Source organism: Lentibacter sp. (genome assembly GCF_029254145.1).
Taxonomy (GTDB): domain Bacteria; phylum Pseudomonadota; class Alphaproteobacteria; order Rhodobacterales; family Rhodobacteraceae; genus Lentibacter.
In genome coordinates, this window is record NZ_JAQWYD010000082.1 from 62,905 (window position 1) to 79,325 (window position 16,421).

Genomic DNA, 16,421 nt, shown 5'->3' on the forward strand with positions numbered 1-16,421 from the left:
GTCTCACCTGCGATAGAGTTATATCGAAAGATCCCACTTGCACCGGGGCACAGGGGCTGGAAAACTTGAAAAAAGGGTCCAGTCTATGGCGCAAAAAGTTGTTCTCATTCATCATGGCGAAAGTCGTCACACAGACCGTGCTGCTGACCAATTGGAGCGGCTAGGCTATGAGGTTTTAAATCGTCACCTTTATGCAGGTGATACTCTGCCCATGCTTGACGATGATATTGCCGGGACGATTGTCTATGGCGGCAAGTATTGCATCACAGATATTCCAGATATGAAGTTTTTGCAGGATGAAATGCAATGGCTTGAGGCTTGTATCGGCGCTGGTTTGCCTGTGCTTGGGCTTTGCCAAGGGGCGCAGATGATTGCGCATAGCTTAGGGGGCGAGGTGGGCCCGCTGGAGGGGGAACCCTGCGAATTTGGCTACTATGAGCTTGAAACACTGGACGCGGATTTCATGCCCGCAGGTTTGCGCGTTCCACAGGCGCATTTTCATGCGTTCACGCTGCCCGAGGGGGCCGAGCTTTTGGCGCGCAGTGAAACGTTTCCCCATCAGGCATTTCGCTATGGGGAAAAGACCTATGGTTTCCAATTTCACCCAGAGGTAACAGATGAGATGTTCAAGGATTGGCAGGCAGCGCCTTGGTCTGGCGAACATGACGCGCGAGTTGGTGTCCAAAGCCGCCATCAGCAGGACGCATTTGCGGAGGAGACACACAGAACTGTTGATCCGTGGTTCCGCGACTTTATCACCAAGCTTTTTGGCTCTGCGACATGAGTTTGGCAACGAAAGGTCTTTTGATCACGCTCGCGGGTGTGTTGGTGATCTCTCCTGATGTGCTCTTGGTGCGTTTGATTGATGCGGATACGCTGACCAAGCTTTTCTGGCGCGGGCTGCTCAGCGGTTTGGTCATTCTGGGCGTATGGGGCGTGTTTTTACAGCGCAGGCCGATGCGAGATGTGGTGCGTGTCGGGCGGAGTGGCTGGGCTTTGGCAGCCATTTTTGCTCTGGGCACGTTCTATTTCCTCTATGCTGTTGAGAAAACCCAAGCCGCAAATGTCCTGCTTATTTCAGCGACATCTCCTGTGATCGCAGCGCTGATATCGATTGTTGTGTTGAAAGAACATGTAGACCGGTTGACTTGGGTCGGAATAGGAGGGGCCCTCTTAGGGGTATTTGTAATTGCTGCTGGCAGCGCGGGTGGCGAGGGGAACCTGATGGGAGACATGGCTGCCTTTGGCGGTGCGGTATCGCTCGCGCTGACGTTTAGTATTGCGCGCGCGCAGAAGAACATTAGTATGGTTCCCGCAATGGGCCTATCGGGGTTGCTGACTGCACTGGCAGCAGGGTTGCTCGCGCCAAGCCTTGTTGTCCCTATTCATAGCTGGGTTTTGATGTTGGCTCTGGGCGCGGTTGTTGTCCCACTTGGCTTTGGCCTACTCACTACGGGGCCGCAATATATTGGCGCGGCAGAAGTGAGCTTGATTTTGTTACTGGAGGCGCTTCTCGGGCCTGTGCTCGTCTGGTGGGTGATCGGGGAGTTCCCCGGGCAGGCCGCGCTTTGGGGTGGGAGTATCATCCTGTCGGCACTCGCAGGGGTCAATTTGATACGCTTGAAAGGGGCGGCCAGCGGATAGCCTTATAAGGCTTTCAAATGTTGCAAAACTCCTGTATGCCGCGCCCTATCTGAGAGGTTGCGCCACGGCCCTAGCGCTTCAATCAGGATAGAAAAGGGCCGGCGGCAATGGGGCCGCCATTCAAACAGGAGACATGGGATACGCCCATGAGAGCTCCGACACAGGAAACGAAAATGTTTAACATTACGAAGAAGACCATGGAGTGGGGCGAAGAAACGCTTACACTCGAAACGGGCAAGGTTGCTCGTCAAGCCGATGGCTCTGTCATCGCGACACTCGGTGAAACATCTGTCATGGCAAACGTGACATTCGCCAAGCAGCCTAAGCCGGGCCAAGACTTTTTCCCGCTGACGGTTCACTACCAAGAGAAATACTATGCGGCCGGCAAAGTGCCTGGCGGCTTCTTTAAGCGCGAAGCGCGCCCGACCGAAAAAGAAACACTGACAGCACGCCTGATCGATCGTCCGATCCGCCCACTGTTTGTTCCTGGCTTCAAAAACGAAGTTCTGGTCATGTGTACCGTGCTGTCGCACGACCTCGTAAACGACCCTGACATGGTTGCGATGATCGCTGCTTCTGCAGCTCTGACCATTTCTGGCGCGCCGTTCATGGGCCCAGTTGCTGCGGCACGTGTCGGCTTTGTTGACGGCGAATATGTGCTCAACCCAACGGTTGATGACATGCAAGACCTGCGTCAGAATCCTGAGCAGCGCCTTGACCTCGTTGTTGCAGGTACAAAAGACGCCGTAATGATGGTTGAATCAGAAGCGTATGAGCTGACTGAAGCAGAGATGCTTGGTGCGGTGAAATTTGCACATGACAGCATTCAGCCTGTGATCGACCTGATCATTGAACTGGCCGAATCTGCTGCAAAAGAGCCGTTTGACTTCCAGCCACCAGAGTACACAGAGCTATATGAAGCTGTGAAAGCGGCAGGCGAAACAGCGATGCGTGCTGCATTTGCTTTGACCGATAAGCAAGAGCGTACGGCTGCTGTTTCTGCGGCACGAGCAACCATCATGGGCGCGCTGACAGAAGAGCAACTTGCAGATGCGAACCTCGGTTCTGCTCTCAAGAAGCTTGAAGCTGGCATCCTGCGTGGCGACGTTGTGAAAACAGGCAAGCGGATCGACGGTCGCGCGCTTGATACGGTGCGTCCGATTGTTTGCGAGACAGGTCTCCTGCCACGCACACACGGCTCTGCATTGTTTACACGTGGCGAAACTCAGGGCCTCGTTGTGACAACGCTCGGCACGGGCGACGACGAACAGTTCATCGACGCACTGCACGGCAACTTCAAATCAAACTTCCTGCTGCACTACAACTTCCCTCCCTATTCGGTTGGTGAAGCTGGTCGCGTGGGCCCTCCCGGTCGCCGCGAAATCGGCCATGGTAAGCTGGCTTGGCGTGCGCTTCAGGCTGTTTTGCCTGCTGCGACTGATTTTCCATACACAATCCGCCTTGTGTCAGAGATCACAGAATCAAACGGCTCATCTTCGATGGCGTCTGTTTGCGGTGGCTCACTGTCGATGATGGATGCTGGTGTTCCGCTCAAGTCTGCGGTTGCTGGTGTTGCGATGGGTCTGATCCTTGAAGATGATGGCTCCTATGCTGTTCTGACAGACATCCTTGGCGATGAAGATCACCTCGGTGATATGGACTTCAAAGTCGCAGGGACTGCCGACGGCATCACCTCGCTGCAGATGGACATCAAAGTCGCGGGCATCACGCAAGAGATTATGGAAAAAGCCCTTGAGCAAGCGAAAGCGGGCCGTCTCCATATCCTTGAAGAGATGAACAAGTCGATTGATGGCGCACAGGATTTCTCAATCCACGCACCACGCATCGAGACCATGCAGATCCCGACGGATAAAATCCGCGAAGTGATCGGCTCGGGCGGCAAAGTCATCCGTGAGATCGTTGAAGTGTCTGGCGCGAAAGTCGATATCAATGACGAAGGCATCATCAAGATTGCTAGCCCGAACGGCGAAGCGATCAAGAAAGCCTACGACATGATTCACTCGATTGTGGCTGAGCCAGAAGAAGGCCAAGTTTACGACGGTAAAGTTGTGAAAATCGTCGACTTCGGCGCATTTGTGAACTTCTTTGGCAAGCGTGACGGCCTTGTACACGTGAGCCAAATTGAGAGCCGTCGCTTGAACCATCCTTCAGATGTTCTGAAGGAAGGCCAAGACGTGAAAGTAAAGCTTTTGGGCTTTGACGATCGCGGCAAAGTGCGTCTCTCGATGAAAGTTGTTGATCAACAAACAGGCGAAGAAATCGCGCCTGACGCGAAAAAAGACGGCGACAGCGAAGAGTAATCTTGCCTAGCAGTTGATAAGAAAAGCCCCGGCACTGCGCTGGGGCTTTTTTCTTTTGGGCTTGCCGCTCTGAAATTCCCCGTTCCTGTGAGCGCTTTCTGGCGCAGTGTCTTTACACAACAGGTTTTAACGAGAGGTAATGTAACCCATGAAGAAAATGATAGCAGAGTTTATTGGCACTTTTACACTTGTTTTGTTCGGGTGCGGCGCAGCCGTCATTGCAGGCGCTGATGGGACAACAGGAATCGGATTGGCTGGCATTTCCTTTGCCTTTGGATTTGCACTGATCGGCATGGCTTATGGGATCGGGCCAGTTTCGGGCTGTCATATCAATCCAGCGGTGTCGCTTGGTGCTGTGGCTGCTGGGCGCATGCAGGTGGGAGAGGCTGTGCAATACATTGCCGCACAAATCTCTGGATCGATTGCTGCGGCGCTTGTGCTTTTGACGATTGCGACGGGCAAGGCAGACTACAGCGTCGCCATTAATGGGTTGGGCAAAATGGCTGGGGCGCTGGGTATCTTGGCGAATACAATATGGCCGCGGCTTTTCTTTTTGAATTGGTTGCGACCTTCTTGTTTGTTGTCGTGATACTCGGTGCGACTGGCAAGGGTGCGCCTGCAGCGATGGCAGGGCTGGCGATTGGTATCACGCTTGTGCTGATCCATTTGGTTGGCATCAAGGTGACTGGTGTTTCGGTCAATCCTGCGCGCTCGATTGGGCCAGCTCTTTTCGCGGGCGGTCATGCCATTTCACAACTCTGGTTGTTTATTGTTGCGCCAGTTCTTGGAGCAGTCGCAGCAGGTTTTTTGTTCAAGGCAGGACTGCTTGATCAAGCTGAATAACGACTACCAATAGTGGTTACGTCTAGGTTCATAGGAGCCGCGCTTACAGGGTGCGGCTCTTCCTATTTTCCGCTTATTTTGAGGGTGAAGCTTCGCTGTGCGCCAGCTGGCGGCTTTGGGAAAGGGGCCGCGCGGGCCACGACTTTGAGCGCTGCGCGGTCAAGCTCGCTTGAGCCAGAGCTTTTTGCAATAGTGGCCGCAGCAAGGCCACCTTCAACTGAGATGGTGAAGCGGACTGTGGCAGAGCCTTTAGAGGCGATACGCGGTTTGGGTACACGGGAAATCTTACGCATTACTTTCCCAGGATAGTTTTGGGCGGCCGCATTGCCTGTGGTCTGAGTGGGGGACGCTCCTGTCGATTTCGGCGCTTGTGCTGCTTTGGCTTTTCCGCTTTGGGCGCCTTTGCGGCTTTCTTTTGATGCACCTGTTTTGGGCTTGGTTTTTTTGGAGGCCTTTGGCGTAGGTTTTGGTTCCGTCTCAAGCGCTTTTGGTCTTTGGGCAGGGCGCGGCGATTTCACAACCGCTGTGTCTTCGATTGGCTGGGCAGCGATGGCTTCAGCGGGCAGGGCTTTAACGGCAGTCGCCGACATAGCTGTTGTCGGAAACACTTGTTGTGCTGTGCTTGGGAGCTCTGGGGATAGAGCTGTTGTTTCTGTCTCTACAGGTGAGAGAACCCCTTTACTCATATCCTCAAAGCTATCACCAAGCCTGGTTTCCAGCGCGCCTCTCGCCCCTTCTGTCGCAATCTCTGTCGTCTTTGGGGCGTATTCCCATAAGAGCGCGGCATGGAGCACGATCGCTGCTGTGAAGGCAATACTTTTGGCTATGCCAGAGGAGGCGATCATGGCAGCGCCTTTTCTGTCACGAGAACAACAGCGCCTGCGCCCGCAGCTTTCAGTTCTGAAGCAATCTGGACCAGCGTGGCTGCTGGAACGGCACGGTCTGGCACCAGTCTTATATATGCGCCCTCGGCCTCACGCGCCGTGGTCATATAGGCGGAGGGGGTTATCACTTCGCCGCGAAAGCTTAGCTGCCCGGCCGCATTCAAGACCAACGCATCGGGGGGGGCTGTTCCTTCTAGCTCGGATGTGTTCACGAGCTTCAAATCGGCCTCAAGTGGCGTGACAAGTGTCCCCGCTATGAGAAAGAAAATCAGCATGAGAAAGACGATGTTGATAAGTGCGATTGTTGGTTCGCGGCGGCTGGAGACCTGAGATTTGCGCAGTTTTTTTTGCATAATTCAGCTCGAGGTCAGAACGGTAACAGTGATCTGGTTAAATCGGCGCAAGGCAACAAGCAGATCCGTCAGCCTTTGGGCTGTGACATCGGGCTTCAGGGACACCAGCAGGCGCTGCTCCCCTTCGGGCAAGTTGAGGGAGGCTAAGTCCTGTGGAAGTCCGTTGACCGTAACGGCATCTGGACTGAGCTGAACGAAGAGAGGCGGTGTTTCAATTGCTGCATTGCCACGCGCGGCTGCGACAAGTTCGACCTCAGCATAACGGGAAAACGTGGAGGACAGCATGAAGAACAATAGCAACAGGAAGATAACGTCAATGAGTGAGGTCATCGACAAGCGCCTCCGTCTGCGCGCGGCTCTAATCATCGGGCTGTGACTCTCGCGGCGCGCAAATTGTCTGGATTGCAGTGTCTGCAAAAACGCGCTCGCCATCCATCCGAGACTCAAGCCAGCTCAGAACCATCGCTGTTGGCATGGCCACTGCAAGACCAACGGCTGTGGTGAGGAGCGCGACCCAGATGCCGCCCGCTAAGAGAGAGGGATCAACTTGGCTGCCTGCGCTCTGAAGCGATTGAAAGGCGTCAATCATGCCCATAACTGTCCCAAAGAGGCCAAGGAGTGGCGCAAGCTGTGCAACGCTATCTAACGCGCGAAAGCCGCCCTCCAAAGTGGCGAAGCGTGCTTCCGCTTCTGCGGCAAGGCGCTCGCGGGGTGCCAAAGCAAAGCCTGAGGCAATCAGTGGGGCGAGATAGCTGTGTGACTGTTTCAGGGCGCTTTCGGCTTCTGCGGATTGGCCTTCGTCCCAAGCCGCTATGGCGCGGTGAAGAGCGCTGTGTTTTCCGACGGAAGAAGCACGAAACTGCCATAGCTTGTACAAAACAAGTGCCAGCGTGAGAACGGAGACACCCATAAGTATGACTACAACAGGCCCGCCAAGTTCAGCTACTCTCGACAGAGAAGATAAGACATCATTCATCCCAGCACCTTGATGTTTGTTCGGCTATGCAGGGTCAGGCCGTCCATACAGTCGGTCGCCTCCAGCGTTTCTGCTGAGCAGCTTTTGCTGCCGTTGAAGAGGACTTGGCCAAGCTCGGCACATTGTGTTTGGGGGAGAATAAACTGGCGCACTCGTGGGCGGCTTGTGGGCAGCTCGCCCATGTCAAACAGTGTCAGCAGCTTGACTGCTCCTGCAGTATCAAAGAGGACAGTTTCAAAAACGGCACTCTTGATATCTTGAGCGTGACCGTTGATGAGCAAGAACGACAGCTGACACCCCTGATCTGTCTGGGTTGCGGCATTTAACTCAATGTCGAGATGTTGTCCGATAGGCGCCTCTTCGGCTCCAGCGATACTGGCAAATAGACATATGGCAAGGGTTTGCAGAGCGCGCATTGGGGCCTCAATTCACTCAGAGGAAGAATCGTAGGCAGACTGCCTGAAACGGGCGCGCGTATAAAGTCTTAATCCATGTAGAGATGCGCGCCGCTGCTATAGCGGCGCGCTTGTATTTATTTAGGACGGCGCTTTTGTTGTGCGCAGATAGGGGAAAACAGTCGTGAATTCGCCAAACTTTGCGGCAGCGTCTTGATCGGAAACGCTTGTAGGGATGATCACATCCTGACCTGCAGTCCAGTTTGCTGGTGTTGCAACGCCATTGCCATTGGCCATCTGAAGGCCATCGAGCGCGCGCAGGACTTCTGCGAAGTTACGGCCGACGTTCATGGGGTATGTCATTGAAAGCTTGAGTTGTTTATCTGGGCCAATGATGAAAACCGAGCGCACAGATGCGCTGTCGGCGGCTGTGCTACCATCGGGAAGGTAAGCATCGGCTGGCAGCATATCAAAGGCCTTTGAAACGGCGAGATCTTCATCGGCAATGATTGGGAAGCCCGCTTTTGCGCTGGCATAGCTTTCGATGTCTTTCTTCCAGCCGTGGTGCTCTTCTACGCTGTCAACGGAAAGGCCGATGACCTTGCAGCCGCGTTTGTCCCACTCGTCAGCGAGCTGTGAGACAGCGCCAAACTCTGTTGTGCAAACGGGCGTGAAGTCTTTTGGGTGCGAAAAAAGAATCGCCCAGCTGTCGCCGATCCAGTCGTGGAACTTGATTTCGCCCTCGTCTGTTTGGGCTGTAAAGTTAGGGACGATGTCATTAATGCGAAGGCCCATAGCGTGGCTCCTTTTGTTTGGGGTGATCGTTAAATTCTGCCTTCCGAATATATATATTCACGTTGCGTCCTAGTGAAAGGGGCGTCTTGCAGCAAATGCGATGGGGTGACAAAGTGCCCCAAATTCTTGGGAGAATGATCATGATTGAGAAACGCGACTTTTACATTGGTGGCCAATGGGTAGCCCCTCAGGCTGGTAAGGACTATCAGGTTATTGACCCGTCCACAGAAGAGGCCTTTGCTGTTATTTCACTGGGTGGACAGGCAGATACAGATGCAGCGGTGGCAGCTGCTAAAGCCGCGTTGCCTGCTTGGATGGCGACACCTGTTGAAGAGCGGATCGCACTGGTTGAGAAGCTGCTCGAAGTTTACAAACGTCGTGGCGATGAAATGGGCGAGATGATTGCGCAAGAAATGGGCGCGCCTGTGGATATGGCCAAATCTTCGCAAGTGGGCGCGGGGACGTGGCATTTGTCTAACTTCATTCGGGCTGCGAAGAACTTTGAGTTTGAAGGACCGCTAGGTGATCATGCGCCAAACGACCGTGTTATTCACGAGGCGGTCGGAGTTGCAGCGCTGATTACGCCTTGGAACTGGCCGATGAACCAAGTCACGCTCAAGGTTGGTGCGGCGGCGATTGCGGGTTGCACCATGGTGCTCAAGCCTTCGGAAGAGACGCCGCTTGATGCGATGCTCTTTGCTGAGATGATGAATGAAGCGGGCTTTCCTGCGGGTGTGTTCAATCTCGTGAACGGCGACGGTGTCGGCGTTGGGAGCCAGCTGACGGCACATGAAGATGTGGACATGGTGAGCTTCACAGGCTCGTCACGTGCGGGTAAGCTCATTTCGAAATCGGCGGCTGACACGCTCAAGCGTGTATCACTTGAGCTCGGTGGTAAGGGTGCAAACGTGGTCTTTGCTGACGCGGACGAAAAGGCCGTAAAGCGCGGTGTACTTCATATGATGAACAACACGGGGCAGAGCTGTAACGCGCCGAGCCGTATGCTTGTGCAGCGGGATATCTATGACCAAGCTGTTGAAACAGCTGCAGAAGTTGCCAACGCAGTGACGGTTGGTCCAGCCTCAGAATCTGGCCGCCACATTGGCCCTGTGGTCAATGCGGTGCAGTGGGGCAAGATCCAAGATCTGATCCAGATGGGTATCGACGAAGGCGCGCGGCTTGTTGCGGGCGGCGTTGGTCGCCCTGAAGGTCTCAACAAAGGTTTCTATGTACGGCCTACTGTTTTTGCAGATGTGACCTCTGATATGACCATTGCGCGCGAAGAAATCTTCGGGCCTGTGCTGTCGATCATGGCGTTTGAGACTGAAGAAGAGGCTGTCGCGATGGCCAATGACACGGTCTATGGCCTCACCAACTATGTGCAGACTCAAGACGGCGCGCGGCTCAACCGCATGGCGCGTAGTTTGCGCTCTGGCATGGTCGAGATGAACGGTCAGGGCCGTGGGGCAGGATCGCCTTTTGGCGGCATGAAACAGTCGGGCAACGGCCGTGAAGGCGGCAAATGGGGGCTTGATGACTTCCTTGAAGTGAAGGCAGTCTCTGGCTGGTCGAACGACGCCTAACACGCAAAACGGACCAGCGCGCGGTAGGGTTAACGGCGCGCTGGAGGCCCGAAAACGGGGGGGTGAAAAGCGTGCACAATGCGTGCACAACCCGTGCACCGGCTGAATCGTGAAAATGTTAAGGAAAATCAACTTAACGCAGCGTTCGGTTCAGAAGGGCGCCTTGGCAAAAAACCGCATGCCTTTGCCACCATCAGGGTGGCGCAGGCGCAGCTCTTCGGCGTGAAGCATTAGACGGGGGTGGCTTAAGGCTGCCCCCGTTGCATAGAAGGGATCCCCCAAGATCGGATGACCGAGAGCAAGCATATGGACGCGGAGCTGGTGGCTGCGGCCCGTCTTGGGGAAAAGCCGAACCCGTGATTCGTCATCTGCAGCTTTGAGCACTTTCCAATCGGTCTGAGCTTGCTTGCCTGTTTCATGACAAACCATCTGACGGGGCCTATTGGGCCAATCCACGATCAGAGGCAAATCGACAGTGCCTGTCTTCGGCTCAAGCCGCCCAAAGACACGGGCGATATAGGCTTTCTTGGTTTGGCGCTTTTCAAACTGAAGACCCAAGTGCCGCTGTGCGTGGGGCGTGGCGGCGAAGATCATCACACCCGATGTGTCCCGATCCAGCCGATGCACGAGAAGCGCGCCAGGGAAGGCGGCTTGGACACGGGTGATCAAGCAATCGGCCAGATGCTCGCCCTTGCCCGGAACGGACAGGAGGCCGGAGGGCTTATTCACTGAAATGAGCTCATGATCCGCATGGATGATATCCAGCGGATCAGAGGGTGGGTTGTAGTCGCTCGACATACGCTTAGCCTTGTAGGCTCGTCACTCCGAGGTCGCCTTCGCTGCGGGCTTTCATGGCCAGTGCGGCAGAGTGCGCGCCTGAGGCTGTGGTGAAATATGGGATGCGGTCATAGAGCGCGACAGAACGGATTTCGCGGCTGTCTTCTACGGCGGCTGCGCCTTCGGTGGTGTTCATCAAGAGCTGGATATCGCCGTTCTTGAGCATGTCGACCACGTTGGGGCGGCCTTCATAGACCTTTTTGACCACTTCACATGTGATGCCGTGCTCCTCAAGGAAGCTTGCTGTGCCGCCTGTTGCGACGATGGCAAAGCCTAGGTCCACAAGGGTTTGGGCTGTTTCAACAAGCTGGCTGGTCTTGTCCATATCCTTGATCGAGAAAAAGACGCGACCCTCAAAGGGGAGCACTGTGCCTGCGCCCATCTGCGCCTTGAGGAAGGCGAGGGGGAAGGAGCGATCCCAGCCCATGACTTCACCTGTCGAGCGCATTTCTGGACCGAGGATTGTGTCAACGCCTGGAAAGCGGGCGAAGGGCAGCACCACTTCTTTGACCGAGAACCAAGGCATGTTTGGATCTGCCAGTGTCATCGGGTCGGTATTTTTAATTGAGCCAGGCTTGGCATCTTTGGCGTAAGGGCCGCGGTGTTTGAAATCATTGAGTGTTTCGCCCGCCATGAGGCGTGCAGCGATGGAAGCGATGGCGCTGTCTGTCGCCTTGGCAACGAAAGGCACGGTGCGGCTGGCGCGCGGGTTAACCTCGATAAGGTAGATCTCACCATCTTTGACCGCGAACTGGATGTTGCAAAGGCCACGTACCTCAAGGGCGAGGGCGAGCTGTACAGTTTGCTTTTCGATCTCTTTGATGATGTCGGCAGGGAGCGAGTGAGGCGGCAGGCTTGATGCGCTATCGCCTGAGTGAACGCCTGCTTCTTCGATATGTTCCATCACGCCTGCGATATGCACTTTTTTGCCGTCGCAGAGCGCGTCGACGTCAAGCTCGATTGCACCGGAGAGGTAGCTGTCAAGCAGCACGGGGCTGTCGCCCGAGACGACGACGGCCTCGGAGATATAGCGCTCAAGCTGGGCCATGTCGCGCACGATTTCCATGGCACGGCCACCGAGAACGTAGGAGGGACGGATGACCAGCGGGAAGCCGATATCTTCGGCAATGGCCAGTGCCTGCGCGTCTGTGGAGGCGATGCCATTTTTCGGCTGCTTGAGGCCGAGTTTATTTACAAGCTCTTGAAAACGCTCGCGATCTTCGGCGAGGTCGATCGCGTCGGGCGTTGTGCCGAGGATTGGGATGCCCTCATCGTGGAGTGCCTGAGCGATCTTAAGTGGGGTCTGGCCGCCGAACTGGACGATGACGCCGTGGAGCGTGCCGTTTTCTTGCTCGACACGCAGGATTTCCATCACGTGTTCGAAAGTTAATGGCTCGAAATAGAGGCGGTCCGAGGTGTCATAGTCGGTTGAGACTGTCTCTGGGTTGCAATTGACCATGATGGTTTCATAGCCGACATCCGCGAGCGCAAAGCAGGCGTGGCAGCAGCAATAGTCAAATTCGATGCCTTGGCCGATGCGGTTTGGACCGCCGCCGAGGATGACGACTTTTTTGCGCTCAGATGGACGCGCTTCGCACTCAACTTCGCCCATCATGGGGGCTTCGTATGTGGAATACATGTAAGGTGTTTGCGCTTCGAATTCGGCGGCGCATGTGTCGATCCGCTTGAATACGGCTTTGACGCCTTTGGCGATACGGGCGCGGCGCACATCGTTTTCGCTCTGGCCAGTCAGAATGCCGAGGCGTGCGTCTGTGAAGCCGAGCATCTTGAGTTCGCGCAGGCCTTTTTCGTCACTGGGCAGGCCGTTTGCGCGGACAACCTCTTCGGCATCGACGATCTCGCGGATGCGATCAAGGAACCACGGGTCAAACATTGTGACGCCGTGAATTTCTTCATTGGTGAGGCCGTGGCGCATGGCTTGTGCGATGGTGCGCATGCGGTCAGGTGTTTGCTGGCTGATCGCTTTTGTCAGGGCGGCTTTTTCTGGCGCGCCTTCGATCACCACCTCATCAAAGCCAGTGAGGCCTGACTCCATGGAGGCGAGCGCCTTTTGCATCGATTCGTGGATGGTGCGACCGATGGCCATGACCTCTCCCACAGATTTCATCGCTGTGGTCAGGTAGGGCTCGGAGCCTGGGAATTTTTCGAAGGCAAACTTCGGGATTTTGGTGACGACGTAGTCGATGCTTGGCTCAAAGCTTGCTGGCGTCACTTTTGTGATGTCGTTGTCGAGCTCATCAAGAGTGTAGCCAACAGCGAGCTTGGCAGCGATCTTGGCGATCGGGAAACCTGTGGCCTTGGATGCAAGAGCTGAGGAGCGGCTGACGCGCGGGTTCATCTCGATGACAACCATGCGGCCGTCAGCGGGGTTTACGGCCCACTGCACGTTGGAGCCGCCTGTCTCAACGCCGATCTCACGCAAAACAGCGATCGAGTGGTTACGCATGACTTGGTATTCTTTGTCTGTCAGCGTCAGAGCTGGGGCAACTGTGATACTGTCGCCTGTGTGGACACCCATCGGGTCGATGTTTTCAATCGAGCAGACGATGATGGCGTTGTCGGCTTTGTCGCGGACAACTTCCATTTCAAATTCTTTCCAGCCCAGAAGCGACTCATCGACGAGAATCTGGTTCACGGGCGAGGCGTCCATGCCTGTGCGGCAGAAGTGGATATAGTCTTCGCGGTTGTATGCAACGCCGCCACCTGTGCCGCCCATGGTAAAGGCGGGGCGGATGATGGCTGGGAGACCAATTTCTTCAAGATCGGCGAGGGCGAGCTGCACGCCTGCGTCAAGATCGGCGCTGCCGTTTTCTTTCTTGGGTGCGGTGATGATGGTGGCCTTCGGGTTTTCGATTCCGAGGCGGTCCATCGCTTCGCGGAAGAGCTTCCGGTCTTCTGCCATTTCAATCGCGGCGCGGCTGGCACCGATCATTTCAACGCCGAATTTCTCAAGCACGCCCATTTCTTCAAGTGCGAGCGAGGTGTTGAGGCCTGTTTGGCCGCCCATTGTGGGCAGAAGCGCATCGGGGCGCTCTTTTTCGATAATCTTGGCGACAACTTCGGGCGTGATCGGCTCGATGTAGGTTGCGTCGGCAAGTTCAGGGTCTGTCATGATCGTGGCAGGATTCGAGTTTACCAGAATGACACGGTAGCCCTCTTCTTTAAGGGCTTTACAGGCTTGTGTGCCTGAGTAGTCAAATTCGCACGCTTGCCCGATTATAATAGGCCCCGCTCCGATGATCATGATCGATTTGATATCGTCTCTCTTCGGCATAGGGGCCCCCATCATTTATGCAGCAGAATAGAGCGCAGGCAGGTCTGCGCAAATTGTCGTGGGTTATAGCTATGGGGGCCGTGGGTGCAAGCCCAAAGCGCTATGAAGTTGGGGTGATTTGGCGCAGAACCGCTTTAGCGGAAGTGCATCGGCACATCAGGCTCAAAACGAACGGCACGAAACACCGAGCTAACAAGCGCCAGAAGCAACCCGCCAAAGCAGAGCACGCCCATAAGCGTTGTAACATAGAGGGCCTCACTCATCTCAAAATAGATAAGATATGCGGGAAAGCTTTGCAAAAGACCCAGCGCGATGATCCAGCGCCATGCAGTGAGGCGCGGGAGGATGTGAAAGAGGGTTGGCAGGAGCAAGAGCGGTAAGACGAAGTAATGCCCCCAAGAGGCTGGTCCGAAGAGCGCTGTGGCCAAAGCAAAGCCCATAAGCAAAACAGGCACAGCCGTTCCGGGGATAAGCCGCGGACGCATCAAGATCAGAGCGGTGAGAGCGGACAGCATTAGGGCGGCCATGAATACGCTTAGCCAAAACGGCTCTGGCGTGGCCATGGTTTGGCTCATGCTCCAGCTTGAAGTCTCTGCGCCGCTTGCGAAGGCTTGCAGCTGATAGAGCAGAAGTTCTGGAGCGTAGTTGGTGTTGCTGAGGATAATCACATTGTCGATCTCTCTGATCAGCTCCAGAAAACGCAGATGCATGGGCCAACCTGCCAAGGCTAGGCTCATCAGAGCGAGCGAAAGCCCTGTAGCAACAAAAGCAACGGTTGCGCGCCCGTTGCGCTCCAGAATGAAGATCAGCACGAGAAACAGTGGCGACAGTTTGAAGGCGGCCGCGACAGCGAGGATCATTCCTGCCATGGCGAAGCTGCCTGCGCGGTAGCGCTCGAACGCCAGCAGAACGAGAAACAGCGTCAGGATTTGCGGCTGGTTCTGGCCCAAGGCTTGAAAAACGGGAGCAGACAGCGCGAGCAAGGCAAAGCTGACAAAGATGAAATGCTCAGACTTTATGTGCGGCGGGCGCACGACTTTCCACGCCAGTCCGACCGAGGCGCAGAGCATCGTCACATGCGCGTAAAACATGGCTTTTGAAAAGGCTTCAAAGCTCACCTGTTGGGTGAGAGGGGCAATCAGCCAGGCCCATAGTGGGGGATAGACATAGAGCGCATCGGCCTTGAGGGGATCTGAGCCGAGCGCATAGATTGTGCTGGATTGCCCTATGCTGACAGCATGAGCCGCTTGAAACAGAGCGCTCAAATCGGGTGAGGCCGTATTCAGGAACATCAAAAGGAAAAGGCCCGCGAAAAGCAGGGCGCAGACTGGGTAAGCAAGACGCTGCATCTGATAGGAACCGCTCGTTATTTTGCGCGAAAATGGCATATCTGCTGCGGCTTGGATAGAAACACCGTGAAAACAGCGCGGCAAAAGAGTCTTCCGTACCACATGGCTTGACTTTTGCCCTTGGGCCATGTGTATCGGCGCGAGCTTTATATGCACTCCAGATGCCCTGAAAAGGATAGACCTATGCACGCCTACCGCAGCCAGACTTGCGCTGATTTGACCAAAGCCAATGTCGGCGAAACCGTTCGCCTCTCGGGCTGGGTCCATCGTATTCGTGACCACGGCGGCGTGCTGTTTATCGACTTGCGCGACACATATGGCATGACACAGCTGATCTGTGACCCTGACAGCCCTGCTTTTGCGGCTGTGGAAAAGCTGCGCTCTGAGTGGTGCGTGCGTATCGACGGTGAAGTGAAAGCGCGCGACGCGAGTCTTGTGAACCCCAAGCTGCCAACAGGCGAGATTGAGGTTTTTGTGCGCGACATGGAAGTGCTTGGATCGGCGGCCGAGCTGCCGCTCATGGTCTTTGGCGATCAGGAGTATCCTGAGGAAACGCGTCTGCGCTATCGCTACCTCGATCTGCGCCGCGAAAAGATGCAAGCCAACATGCACCTTCGCTCAGATATGGTTTCGAGCATCCGCCGCCGCATGTGGGACAAGGGCTTTCGTGAATATCAAACGCCGATTATCACGGCTTCAAGCCCCGAAGGCGCGCGCGACTTTCTCGTGCCGAGCCGCCTGCACCCTGGTAAATTCTACGCTTTGCCGCAGGCGCCACAGCAATTCAAACAGCTGATCATGGTGTCGGGCTTTGACAAATATTTCCAGATTGCGCCGTGCTTCCGCGACGAAGACCCGCGTGCCGACCGTTCGCCGACAGACTTCTACCAGCTTGACCTTGAGATGAGCTTTGTGGAGCAGCAGGACGTCTTTGATACGATCCAGCCTGTCATGCAGGGCGTGTTTGAAGAGTTTGGTGGCGGCAAGAAAGTAGACAGCGAATGGCCGCAGATCAGCTACCGCGATGCGGCCAAATGGTATGGCTCCGACAAGCCCGATCTGCGCAACCCGATCAAGATGCAGGATACCTCCGAGCACTTTAAAGGCTCTGGTTTTGCGATCTTTGCAAAGCTTCTGGAGCAAGAT

14 protein-coding genes and 1 pseudogene are annotated in these 16,421 nt (G+C 55.4%); 6 read left to right on the forward strand and 9 right to left on the reverse strand.

Annotated elements, in window-relative coordinates; genetic code table 11:
* Positions 1-85 precede the first annotated feature (85 nt).
* From P8O11_RS09730 to aqpZ, 4 genes and pseudogenes are all read left to right on the forward strand, one after another.
* Positions 86-784 (forward strand): glutamine amidotransferase, encoded by a 699-nt coding sequence (locus tag P8O11_RS09730; protein ID WP_300293906.1) that lies wholly within the window; start codon positions 86-88, stop codon positions 782-784.
* Positions 781-1,644, forward strand: a complete 864-nt coding sequence (locus P8O11_RS09735; RefSeq protein WP_300293907.1) for a DMT family transporter — start codon at positions 781-783, stop codon at positions 1,642-1,644. Before P8O11_RS09730 ends, P8O11_RS09735 begins: the two co-directional genes overlap by 4 nt.
* A 173-nt stretch (positions 1,645-1,817) precedes the next feature.
* On the forward strand, positions 1,818-3,965 hold the full coding sequence (pnp, locus tag P8O11_RS09740; RefSeq protein ID WP_089886937.1) for a polyribonucleotide nucleotidyltransferase: 2,148 nt from the start codon (positions 1,818-1,820) through the stop codon (positions 3,963-3,965).
* Between the two features lie 148 nt (positions 3,966-4,113).
* Positions 4,114-4,808 (forward strand): annotated as a pseudogene (gene aqpZ, locus P8O11_RS09745) (aquaporin Z).
* 62 nt (positions 4,809-4,870) lie between these two features.
* On the opposite strand, the gene P8O11_RS09750 reads toward aqpZ, so the two are convergent.
* From P8O11_RS09750 to P8O11_RS09775, 6 genes are all read right to left on the reverse strand, one after another.
* Positions 4,871-5,653 (reverse strand): TonB family protein, encoded by a 783-nt coding sequence (locus P8O11_RS09750; protein WP_300293908.1) that lies wholly within the window; start codon positions 5,651-5,653, stop codon positions 4,871-4,873.
* The gene (locus tag P8O11_RS09755) at positions 5,650-6,045 is read right to left on the reverse strand and encodes a biopolymer transporter ExbD (protein ID WP_300293909.1); all 396 of its coding nucleotides are present in this window, start codon (positions 6,043-6,045) and stop codon (positions 5,650-5,652) included. The genes P8O11_RS09750 and P8O11_RS09755 overlap by 4 nt, the downstream gene beginning before the upstream one ends.
* A gap of 3 nt (positions 6,046-6,048) precedes the next feature.
* Positions 6,049-6,411 carry a biopolymer transporter ExbD gene (locus P8O11_RS09760; protein ID WP_300293910.1) on the reverse strand — a complete coding sequence of 121 codons (363 nt, stop codon included), beginning with the start codon at positions 6,409-6,411 and terminating at the stop codon, positions 6,049-6,051.
* Positions 6,404-7,021: a MotA/TolQ/ExbB proton channel family protein gene (locus P8O11_RS09765; protein WP_300293911.1), complete on the reverse strand. Its 618-nt coding sequence runs from the start codon at positions 7,019-7,021 to the stop codon at positions 6,404-6,406. Before P8O11_RS09765 ends, P8O11_RS09760 begins: the two co-directional genes overlap by 8 nt.
* Positions 7,018-7,437 carry a hypothetical protein gene (locus tag P8O11_RS09770; protein ID WP_300293912.1) on the reverse strand — a complete coding sequence of 140 codons (420 nt, stop codon included), beginning with the start codon at positions 7,435-7,437 and terminating at the stop codon, positions 7,018-7,020. Before P8O11_RS09770 ends, P8O11_RS09765 begins: the two co-directional genes overlap by 4 nt.
* Before the next feature lie 120 nt (positions 7,438-7,557).
* Entirely contained in the window at positions 7,558-8,211 is a 654-nt protein-coding gene (locus P8O11_RS09775; RefSeq protein WP_300293914.1) for a peroxiredoxin, read from the reverse strand.
* Between the two features lie 140 nt (positions 8,212-8,351).
* On the opposite strand from P8O11_RS09775, the gene P8O11_RS09780 reads away from it, so the two are divergent.
* The gene (locus P8O11_RS09780) at positions 8,352-9,794 is read left to right on the forward strand and encodes an aldehyde dehydrogenase family protein (protein ID WP_300293915.1); all 1,443 of its coding nucleotides are present in this window, start codon (positions 8,352-8,354) and stop codon (positions 9,792-9,794) included.
* A 150-nt stretch (positions 9,795-9,944) separates the two neighbouring features.
* On the opposite strand, the gene P8O11_RS09785 is transcribed toward P8O11_RS09780, so the two are convergent.
* The 3 genes from P8O11_RS09785 to P8O11_RS09795 all read right to left on the reverse strand — a co-directional run bounded on the left by P8O11_RS09785 (position 9,945) and on the right by P8O11_RS09795 (position 15,314).
* Entirely contained in the window at positions 9,945-10,592 is a 648-nt protein-coding gene (locus P8O11_RS09785) for a pseudouridine synthase (protein ID WP_089886947.1), read from the reverse strand.
* 4 nt (positions 10,593-10,596) lie between these two features.
* Positions 10,597-13,926: a carbamoyl-phosphate synthase large subunit gene (gene carB, locus P8O11_RS09790; protein WP_300293916.1), complete on the reverse strand. Its 3,330-nt coding sequence runs from the start codon at positions 13,924-13,926 to the stop codon at positions 10,597-10,599.
* Positions 13,927-14,060: 134 nt separating this feature from the next.
* On the reverse strand, positions 14,061-15,314 hold the full coding sequence (locus tag P8O11_RS09795) for a glycosyltransferase family 87 protein (RefSeq protein WP_300293917.1): 1,254 nt from the start codon (positions 15,312-15,314) through the stop codon (positions 14,061-14,063).
* Positions 15,315-15,458: 144 nt separating this feature from the next.
* On the opposite strand from P8O11_RS09795, the gene aspS reads away from it, so the two are divergent.
* A partial coding sequence (aspS, locus tag P8O11_RS09800) for an aspartate--tRNA ligase (RefSeq protein ID WP_300293918.1) occupies positions 15,459-16,421 on the forward strand: 963 nt, incomplete at its 3' end.